Genomic DNA, 6427 nt, shown 5'->3' with positions numbered 1-6427 from the left:
GCACCGGACTTACAGGACACGACCTAAACCCGGAACGGCGCGTAGGCCACCGCGAACGCGGCGCGCGGGTCCACGCCGATCGCCTTGATCTCGATCATGTGCTGACCCGCCGACATGCCCGTGGTGTCCACGGCCAACCGCCACACACCCGCCGTGCCGGGGCCGTCGGCGACCGTGGGGATGCCGGCGATCCGCTGGTCGTCGAGCCGCACCTCGATCCCGGCCAGGCCTGCCAGTTCGCCGCCGAGCCGCTGCCCACCGGGTCCGTCGGCCGTCACCTCCAGCACCAACCGCCCCCGCGGGACCGGCGAGTCCTGGCCGATCACCTGCCCTGCCGCGTCGAGGAATCGCGCACTGGGCCGGGCCAGCGCGAGCCTGGTCAGGGCGAGCGGGACGTCGGTACCCGACCCGCTGACCGCGGACACCGCCCCCGGTGGGGCGTTCAGTTCCATCGACGTGCTGACCACGCGGGCCGCGCCCTCGCCACGCCGGACCGGGCCGCGCACCCGGATCGGCAGCGTCTTGCCGTCCCCGCGCAGGACGAGCGCGTCGGCGGGCACATCGGCGACGATCGGGTACCGGACACCGCGGGCCGGGACCTGACCGGCGACGGCGGGTCTCGCCGGGAACTCGCGACCGCCGACTTCGACGGTGAACTGGTCTTCGGTCGGCGCCCGGTTCGTCGGCACCAGCGTGACGCGCAGCTGCCCGCCGGTAGCACCTTGGACGCGCGCTCCGCCCGATGGTGTGACCAGGCCCGATCCGGCTTCCACGACGGACCGGCCGGTGTCCAGGACCGGCGGCACCACCAGGACGGGGACCGCTGTCGGCGCGCCCAGGAACCCGATCAGGTCGACCGCCGCGCGCAGGCCCGAGGGACCTCCGATGAACCCGACCAGGACGGTCGCCTCCCGCCAGCCCACGACGGCGTCGTTCGCCGCGACGACCTTGCCGTCCCGCACAAGCCGGACACCGTCGGTGCGGACCACGACCTCCCAGCGGACGGTGACGCCGATCTCGGCGGGAGCCATCGGGCTGAGGTCGGCGGTGACGCCACTGCGGGTCATGCCGGGGGCCGCCCGGATCTCGGCGCCCGAGGTTGCTTCCCCGGTGACGCCGACGCGGATCGTGCCCGGGGGCAGCGTCGGGTCCTCGGCGGAGCGGGCGGACGGACCGCCGACGAGGTCGGCCGGGCCGGGGACCAGGTCGATCATCAGCTCGCCTGCCTGCCCTGGGTGGTCGGTCTCCACCACGACGCGGCCCACCTCGCCGTCGACCGGGTTCTCGTCGAGCTTGAACGGGGCCCGCGGCCGAAGGACCAGTGGCTCGGTGCCGCACTGGCCGCTGATCACCATCCGCTTGCCGTCGCTGCCTTCGCCCCGGGTCGCGCGGCCGCAGTCCGACGTTCCGCTCAGCCGCCAGCGCTGCGGCTCGGGGACGACGCGTGAGCTGAACCGGTCGAAGAAGGACCACGCGGGTTCGTTCTCCGGGGCCTTGGGTGTCGCGCTGATGATCGCGGGGAGGGAACGCCTGCCGAATGAGTCGATGGTGCGGACTTCGATTTGATAGGACGTGCCGTTTTCCAGAGCGTCGAGTTGGGCGACCGGCTGGGCGAGGAGCCGGACGTTATCGATGGTGCCGTCGCGTCCCCAGCGGATCTCATATCCGGCCGCCCGCTCCGGCTCCGGTTTCCCGGTGCGGTCGGGTCCCCACGCGATAAGCAACCGCTGCGGGCCGGGTATCACGCTCAGGCTCGCGGGCTGGGCGGGCGGATTGCCGGGTGCGGGAAGGACTATGCCGTCCGCGGCGAACTCTTTGACCGTCGTCTGCGGGGGTGGCACGGGGCGTGGACCCGAATCGACCGGTTCCGGCGTGCGCAGGAGCGCGATGGCCGCGCCGATCACCGCCAGGACGCCCGCGACTATCGCGACCCGGTGCGGTGTGCGGCGCTTGGGTAAGGCCGGTTCTTGGAGATCCACCCGGTCAACGTATGACCGTTCAGGTGACAGCTCACCTTTCGTTGCCGAGCCGATATCTCAGTCGCCGGGTATTTCCGCGACCGCCAAGTCGTTCTCGAAAGCCACCACCCGGCCGCCTTGGGCGCCGATCAGCTGCAACTCGTCGATCACGTCGCGGTCGGCGAGGTCGACCATGACCCGTGCGGTGCCCGCCGCCCGCAGTTCGGTCAGCTTCGCGCGACCGCTGTGACCGGCGCGGATGGTGGCTCCGAGCGACCCGGTGGAGGCGAGTGCCCCGCGCGCGGCGCCGAGCTTGCCGAGGGCGTCGTCGACCGCGGCCAGCAGGGCGGGGCGGTTTCCCTCGCACATCGCCAGGACCAGCTCCGGGCGCGACCCCATCACCCGGGTGCCGTCGCCGAAGGACCCGGCGGCGAGCGCGAGGGCCAGTGGGCCGCCGTCGGCGCCGCACGAGGCGAGGACCGCGGCCAGCACGTGCGGCAGGTGCGAGATCCGGGCGACCGCCGCGTCGTGCTCGTCGGCGGTGACCGGGACGACGTGGGCGCCGCAGTCGATGGCGAGGTCGGCGGCGGCCCGCCAGGCCGCCAGGTCGGTGTCGTCATCGGCGACGACGACCCACGCGGCGCCGCGGAACAGGTCGGCGGAGCTCGCCGACCAGCCCGACGCCGAGGTCCCGGCCATCGGGTGCCCGCCCGCGAACCGGGTTTCCGGCGCGTGCCGGGCGACCGCGTCGGCGACCGGTCCCTTGACGCTGACGACGTCGGTGAGCAGGCAGTGCGGGGCCAGGTCGCCGACTTGGCGCAGGACCTGGTCGACGGCGGGAAGCGGGACCGCGAGCACGACCAGTGCGTCCTCGTCGGCAGCGCGCTTGAGGGCTTCGGTGACCGAGCCGACGGTGAAGCCGTCGGCGGCCGCGGCCTCCGAGTCGGCGGTCGAACCGGTGGCACCCCACACCGTTCTGCCTGCTGCTGCCGCGGACCGGAGAACCGAACCGCCGATGAGACCCAACCCGATCACGCACACCGATCGCATCGGGTCATCCTGCCTTAGCCCATGATCCACAGGACACGCCTACCCCGACAACGCGTCCAGCGCGAAGGCGGCGTAGACCGCCACGCCGTGGGCGAGCGCGGCTTCGTCGAAGTGGACGCGGTTGGAGTGGTTGGGCGCCGCGTCGGCCGGTTCGGTGTCGGGCGGGCAGGCGCCGAGGAAGGCCATCGCGCCCGGGACCTCCCGCAGGACGTAGGAGAAGTCCTCGGCACCCATCAGCGGGTTGGGCAGGACAGCCGAGTAGCGCGGTCCGAGCACTTCGGCGGCCAGCGCGATGACACGGTCGGCCACGTCGCCGTCGTTGACCGTCACCGGGTAGCCCGGCTTCACCCACGCTTCGACCGTGCAGCCGTGCGCGGCGCCGACGTGTTCGCAGACGCGGACGATCTCCTCGACCATCGTCTTGCGGGTCTGGTCGGACAGCGTGCGCAGCGTCCCCTCCAGCAGCGCGGTCTCCGGGATGATGTTGGTCGTGGTCCCGGCGGTGATGTGCGCGACCGTGACCACGGCGGGCTCGAACACGCTGATGCGCCTGGTCACCGCGGTCTGCAACGCGCCGACCATCGCCGCGGCGGCCGGGATGGGGTCGAGCGCGTCCGCGGGCATCGAGGCGTGGCCGCCGCGGCCGGTGACCTTGACGTGGAACGAGTCGGCGCCCGCCATGATCGGGCCCGGTCTGCACCGGATCACGCCCGAGAGTTCCTTGGACGTGATGTGCAGGGCGAGGGCCTGCTCGACCGGCGGGCCCGCTACGTCGAGCAGGCCCTCGTCGAGCATGAACCGGGCGCCGTGGTGGCCCTCCTCGCCCGGCTGGAACATGAACACGACCTGGCCCGCCAGGTCGTCGCGGCGGCTGTGGAGCAGTCGTGCGGCGGAGGCGAGCATCGCGGTGTGGGTGTCGTGGCCGCAGGCGTGCATGGTCCCGGGCTCGGTCGAGGCGTACTCCAGACCGGTGTCCTCGGTCAGCGGGAGCGCGTCCATGTCGCCACGAAGGAGCACCGTGGGACCCGGACGGGCGCCGCGGAGCACCGCCACGACCGAACCGACGGCGTTTCCTTTCACGATCTTGAGGTCAAGACCCTCCAGCGCGTGCAACACTGCCGCTTGCGTTTTCGGCAGCAAGAGTCCCTGTTCGGGGTGCTTGTGGAGCTGCCTGCGCAGGGAGACCGTTTTGGGCTGCAGCGCGTGGGCGGCTTGGAAAAGGCCGCTGAACCTCGAGTCGTGCGGCATATTCATCTCTCGATAGTGTCATCGACCCCCAGTTAGGGGGACTGCTTCTTCCGGGTGACCTCTTAGCGGAATACGGTGTGGGCATGTCGGAGCAGGAGCCGGTAACGGGCTTCGGAGTGACGGTCGTCCGTGAGGACGGCAAATGGCGTTGCGACCCGATGGACGCATCGTCGCTGCGCGAGTTGGACGCGGCGATAACCGAGCTGCGCAAGGCGCGGTCGACGGGCGCGGTGTTCGGTCTCCTGGCCATCGACGACGAGTTCTTCCTGCTGCTGCGCCCCAGCCCCGGCGGCGTGTCGCTGCTGCTGTCGGACGCCGCCGCCGCGCTGGACTACGACATCGCCGCCGACGCGCTCGACCTGCTGCGGGTCGACCCGCCGGAGGACGAGGACGAGGTGTGGCCGGAGGGGTCGCTCGACATCCTCGCCGACCTCGGCCTGCCCGCCGCGGAGATGCAGGTGATCATCGACGAGATCGACCTGTACCCGGACGAGCAGCTGCAGATGATCGCCCAGCGTCTGGGCTTCGCCGACGAGTACGCGAAGCACCTCGACACCATCCTGCAGTGATTCCCGAGGTCGACATGGTCCGGGCGGCGATCGTCGCCGCCCGCGAGGCCGAAGCGACGGGTGACATCCCTATCGGCGCGGTGGTCTTCGACCCGGACGGCAAGGTCTTGGCTTCGGCGTGCAACGCCCGTGAAGCCCTCGGCGACCCGACAGCGCACGCCGAGATCCTGGCGCTCCGCGCGGCCGCGGCGGCTCTCGGCGACGGCTGGCGGCTCGCCGGGTGCACGCTCGCGGTGACGGTCGAGCCGTGCACCATGTGCGCAGGGGCCCTCGTCCTGGCGCGTATCGAACGGGTGATTTTCGGGGCATGGGAACCCAAGACCGGCGCCGTCGGCTCCCTCTGGGACGTCGTGCGCGACCGCAGGCTCACGCACCGTCCCGAGGTCACAGGCGGCGTTCTGGAGACCGAGTGCGCTGAGTTGCTGGAGGCTTTCTTCGCCTCCCGACGATGACGTGACCCGCGTCACATTGATGTGGGATTGGGCCGAAAGCGGGACACCCCTTGACTGAGGGCGGATCAGCCCTCGGACAGGGAGGAATGTCCGATGAGTGTTTTCGACAAGGCCAAGGACAAGGCCGAGCAGGCTCTCGGCCAGGCCAAGGAGAAGCTCGGCCACCACACCGACAACGAAGACCTCGAAGCCTCGGGTAAGGCCGACCAGGCCGAGGGCAGCATCAAGGAGGCCGGCCACGACCTGCGCGACAAGGCAGGCTCGGCCTTCGAGGACGCCAAGGACAAGCTGCGGGGCAACTGACCTCCGCACGTCTTGCGAGTCCGCCGTCGGCCCGATCGACGGCGGACTCGCCACGTTTGGGCACACCCGCTGACGAGGGTCGCACGGCGTTCGGTAATCTCTTTCGCGGTGGCGTGTCCGAGCGGCCGAAGGAGCGCGCCTCGAAAGCGCGTGACGGGTATCCCCCGTCCGTGGGTTCAAATCCCACCGCTACCGCCGTTGAACAGCCGAAACGCCGGTTCCCTCGTTGTGAGGAAACCGGCGTTTCGGCTGTCTATCCTGGCTCCGGCGTCTGGGTCGGGTTCTCGCTCTCGGTGGTGGTGTGTCCATCCTCGGGGGTGTCGCTCTGGTTGTCTTCACCGGGCTGCTGATCCGGCTCGGTGCTCGTGGTTGACCAGGTGAACGCGGGCGTCCGCGGTGTGCCGGTCGCTCCGGGTGGGCGCCTCGTCGTGGTGGCCTGGGCCGGTGGAATCGACTCCGGCGGCTTGTCTGCGCTTTTCGGAGTGCGCGGCGGAACCGTCGAAGGCACACCGGTCTTCATGGGTCCCGCCGTCGGCCCGTCGAAGACGAAGACCTGCAGCACGCCGCCATCGACGCGCAGTGACGCACCCGCGCCGTCAACGGCGAAGGCCCCGGCTATCGCAGTGGCGGCCGCGCCTGCCGCCACTGCGCCCAGCGACGCGGCGATCACCGTCCGAAACCCGCTCACTGGTCCTGCCCCTTGCCCGCAGGCGGATCCTTGTCCTCCTCGCGCGCGCCACCGGCGACGATCACGAACGCGGTGAGCGCGGCGAAGAACGCCCCGGCGCAGAGCGGGTTCGCCATCGTGGCCACGACGCGACCGCCGCCCGGAACGTGCAGCCAGAGT

The 6427-nt window shown here is 71.2% G+C and carries 7 protein-coding genes and 1 tRNA gene; 4 read left to right on the top strand and 4 right to left on the bottom strand.

Annotated elements, in window-relative coordinates:
- Nucleotides 1-23 precede the first annotated feature (23 nt).
- The 3 genes from ACRDSQ_RS32920 to ACRDSQ_RS32910 are packed head-to-tail and all read right to left on the bottom strand — an operon-like array spanning nucleotide 24 to nucleotide 4262.
- Nucleotides 24-1979 carry a hypothetical protein gene (locus tag ACRDSQ_RS32920; RefSeq protein WP_431426589.1) on the bottom strand — a complete coding sequence of 652 codons (1956 nt, stop codon included), beginning with the start codon at nucleotides 1977-1979 and terminating at the stop codon, nucleotides 24-26.
- A gap of 57 nt (nucleotides 1980-2036) precedes the next feature.
- Nucleotides 2037-3008, bottom strand: a complete 972-nt coding sequence (locus tag ACRDSQ_RS32915; RefSeq protein WP_431426587.1) for a prephenate dehydrogenase — start codon at nucleotides 3006-3008, stop codon at nucleotides 2037-2039.
- A 39-nt stretch (nucleotides 3009-3047) separates the two neighbouring features.
- Complete coding sequence (locus ACRDSQ_RS32910) at nucleotides 3048-4262, bottom strand: M20 metallopeptidase family protein (RefSeq protein WP_431426585.1); 1215 nt, start codon at nucleotides 4260-4262, stop codon at nucleotides 3048-3050.
- Nucleotides 4263-4339: 77 nt separating this feature from the next.
- Between ACRDSQ_RS32910 and ACRDSQ_RS32905 the strand changes: the two genes are divergently transcribed.
- The 4 genes from ACRDSQ_RS32905 (at nucleotide 4340) to ACRDSQ_RS32890 (ending at nucleotide 5775) form a co-directional block, all read left to right on the top strand.
- Nucleotides 4340-4825 carry a tRNA adenosine deaminase-associated protein gene (locus tag ACRDSQ_RS32905; RefSeq protein WP_431426583.1) on the top strand — a complete coding sequence of 162 codons (486 nt, stop codon included), beginning with the start codon at nucleotides 4340-4342 and terminating at the stop codon, nucleotides 4823-4825.
- 14 nt (nucleotides 4826-4839) lie between these two features.
- Complete coding sequence (locus ACRDSQ_RS32900) at nucleotides 4840-5277, top strand: nucleoside deaminase (protein ID WP_431426590.1); 438 nt, start codon at nucleotides 4840-4842, stop codon at nucleotides 5275-5277.
- A 93-nt stretch (nucleotides 5278-5370) separates the two neighbouring features.
- Nucleotides 5371-5580, top strand: coding sequence for a CsbD family protein (locus ACRDSQ_RS32895; RefSeq protein WP_431426581.1), 210 nt, complete (start codon nucleotides 5371-5373; stop codon nucleotides 5578-5580).
- Nucleotides 5581-5687: 107 nt separating this feature from the next.
- Nucleotides 5688-5775 (top strand) — tRNA-Ser (locus ACRDSQ_RS32890).
- Nucleotides 5776-5833: 58 nt separating this feature from the next.
- On the opposite strand, the gene ACRDSQ_RS32885 is transcribed toward ACRDSQ_RS32890, so the two are convergent.
- Nucleotides 5834-6268: a hypothetical protein gene (locus ACRDSQ_RS32885; RefSeq protein WP_431426579.1), complete on the bottom strand. Its 435-nt coding sequence runs from the start codon at nucleotides 6266-6268 to the stop codon at nucleotides 5834-5836.
- Nucleotides 6269-6427: the final 159 nt, after the last annotated feature.

The organism is Actinokineospora sp., from assembly GCF_050699995.1.
Classification (GTDB): Bacteria; Actinomycetota; Actinomycetes; order Mycobacteriales; family Pseudonocardiaceae; genus Actinokineospora.
This window is presented reverse-complemented; position numbering and strand designations above follow the sequence as displayed.